The 2,542-nt window shown below is 66.2% G+C and carries 2 protein-coding genes; both read right to left on the bottom strand.

Features of this window, described 5'->3' with window-relative positions; all coding sequences use genetic code 11:
* Positions 1-300: 300 nt before the first annotated feature.
* Entirely contained in the window at positions 301-1,494 is a 1,194-nt protein-coding gene (locus ACVWZA_RS21755; RefSeq protein WP_457313536.1) for an IS91 family transposase, read from the bottom strand.
* 6 nt (positions 1,495-1,500) lie between these two features.
* Positions 1,501-2,409: a tyrosine-type recombinase/integrase gene (locus ACVWZA_RS21750; protein ID WP_457313535.1), complete on the bottom strand. Its 909-nt coding sequence runs from the start codon at positions 2,407-2,409 to the stop codon at positions 1,501-1,503.
* Between the last annotated feature and the right edge of the window lie 133 nt (positions 2,410-2,542).

Genomic DNA, 2,542 nt, shown 5'->3' with positions numbered 1-2,542 from the left:
CCTGAAGAGTTTCGGATGCCGGCAGGCGTACGAAAGTCTGGGAGGCCCGAACCCGCGGGGCCCAAGCATCGACCTATGGGGATTTGGGATTTTGGCAGGTTGGAGGGGTGACTGACCTGACAACTCTATGGTCGTCCGTCGCCGCGGGCCGGCCAGATGTGAGAGCGCATGACGGGCTCTCAGGGGCAGGTTGGCGAGGCTTGCCGGGCGCAGCGACGCGGCTGACGCCGATCCGCGCGAGTTCGTCCGTTCCCCGACGCAGTAGCGATGCGGGGTTCATCGATATCGGGCCGTGCCGGGTCACAGCGCCTGTAGTCCGGGTGGCACCATCGACACGGGCGGTGCGCGAGGCTGGTGCTGGCGTTCGAAGGTCTCGATGACGACCATGTGCCCGCCACAACATGGGCATGGCGGTCGCACGTCATCCGGCTCGATCGGCGCATCGGCAGCGGCGGGTGGCGCGACCCCGAGCAGCTGACGGACGTGGTCGAGATGGGCCTTGCGGGTTGCGCCGGCGAGCAAGCCGTAATGGCGGATGCGGTGGAAGCCTTTGGGCAGGACGTGGAGCAGGAAGCGGCGGATGAAATCGTCGGCCGATAGCGTCATGACCTGCTGCCGATCGGCGTCACCACGGCGATAGTCCTTGTAGCGGAACGTGACGCCGCTTTCGTCGAAGCGGTTGAGCCGGCTGTTGGAGATAGCGACCCGATGCGTGTAGCGCGACAGATAGGCGAGCACCGTCTCTGGCCCGGCGAACGGCGGCTTGGCGTAGACCACCCAGCGCTTCTTCCGAACCGGTAACAGATGACGCAGGAACGCGCGCCGGTCGGCGAGCGCAGCGAGACTACCGAAGAACGCGAGCCGCCCCACGTCGTGCAGCGCCATCAGCCGGGTGAGGAACAGGCGACGGAACAGCTTGCCCAGCACCCTGACCGGTAGGAGGAACGCCGGGCGCGACGACACCCAGCGGGTGCCGTCCGACGACAGCCCGCCGCCCGGCACGATCATGTGGATGTGTGGATGGTGAGTCAGGGCCGAGCCCCAGGTATGCAGCACAGCGGTGATGCCGATACGCGCGCCCAGATGCTTCGGGTCAGCGGCGATGATCGTCATCGTCTCGGATGCCGCCTGGAACAGCAGGCCGTAGACCGCCGCCTTGTTCTGATACGCGATGTCGGCAACCTCGGCGGGCAGTGTGAATACCACATGGAAGTAGCCGACTGGCAGCAGGTCGGCCTCGCGCTCGGCGAGCCAGGCGCGCGCGGCGGCGCCCTGGCAACGCGGGCAATGCCGGTTGCGGCAGGAGTTATACGCGACCCGCCAGTGCCCACAGTCGGTGCACGCCTCGACGTGACCACCCATTATGGCGGTGCGGCAGGTCTCGATCGCCGACATGACCTTGAGCTTGTCCAGGCTCAGATGCCCGGCATGAGCGACCCGGTACGCGGGGCCACCTGAGCGGAAGATGTCGGCAACCTCGAGCGCAGTGCGCACGGGGCCTCAGCCGCCGGGCGCTCTTCCCGCGGTGGTGAGCATCGCCAGCTTGTCGAGCGGACTGGTCACGTTGCGCATCGTCCGGGTCGCGACCTTCGTATAGTAGGCGGTCGTGTCCAGCTTCGCATGACCAAGCAGCGCCTGGATGATCCGTACGTCGATCCCGTCCTCGAGCAGGTGGGTCGCGAAGCAGTGCCGAAGCGTGTGAGGGCCGATACGCTTGTCGATGCCTGCCGCAATGCCTGCCTCGACGACGATGCGGTGCAACTGCCGCGTGCTTAGCGGCTTGAGATAGTGCTGGCCGGGGAACATCCAGCCGTCAGGGTGCATCACGCCTTGCTGTCGCCCGACCTTCCACCACTCCCGTAACAGCGCGAGCAGGCCGACCGGGAGCATGGCGTTGCGGTACTGTCCGCCCTTACCACGCTCAACCCGAAGCAGCATGCGCTCGCTATCGATGTCGCGAACCTTGAGGTGCGAGACCTCGGCGGCGCGCAGACCGGCACCGTAGGCGACCGATAGCGCCGCCTGATGCTTGAGGCAGGTGGTCGCGCCGAGCAGTCGCGCCACCTCGTCCGGGCTCAGCACGATGGGCAACTTGCGGATCCGCTTCATGCGAACCAGCTTGCGCGCAAGGTCCGGTCGGTCGAGCGTCTGCAGGAAGAAGAACCGCAATGCCGATACGATGCTGTTCATGGTCGGTATCGGCACGCCTTGGTCGGACTGCTCGACCTGAAAGCGTCGCACGTCCTCCGCCGTTGCGGTGTCGGGCGAGCGACCTAGGAACGTGGCGAACCGCCCAACATCGCGAATGTAGTTGCGCTGCGTCTCGCGACAGAACCGTCGCATATCCATCTCGTCGATAAGACGCTGGCGTAGCGGACTGACAGTAACAACGGGTGCGAGGATGTGCATGGCTGGGCTCCTTGTGGTGGAACCGTGATGCTCTGCCTGCCGCCCGCCGCGCTCAACCGCCGCGCAACGCCCGTATGTTCACCTCAACTGCGCCGCATGCGCCCTCCCGCGCAGCGGGTTCGTGCTTCCACCA

Source organism: Sphingomonas sp. UYAg733, from assembly GCF_054057355.1.
Note: the sequence above shows the minus strand (reverse complement) of the source record. Positions and strands in the feature narration are given on the sequence as shown.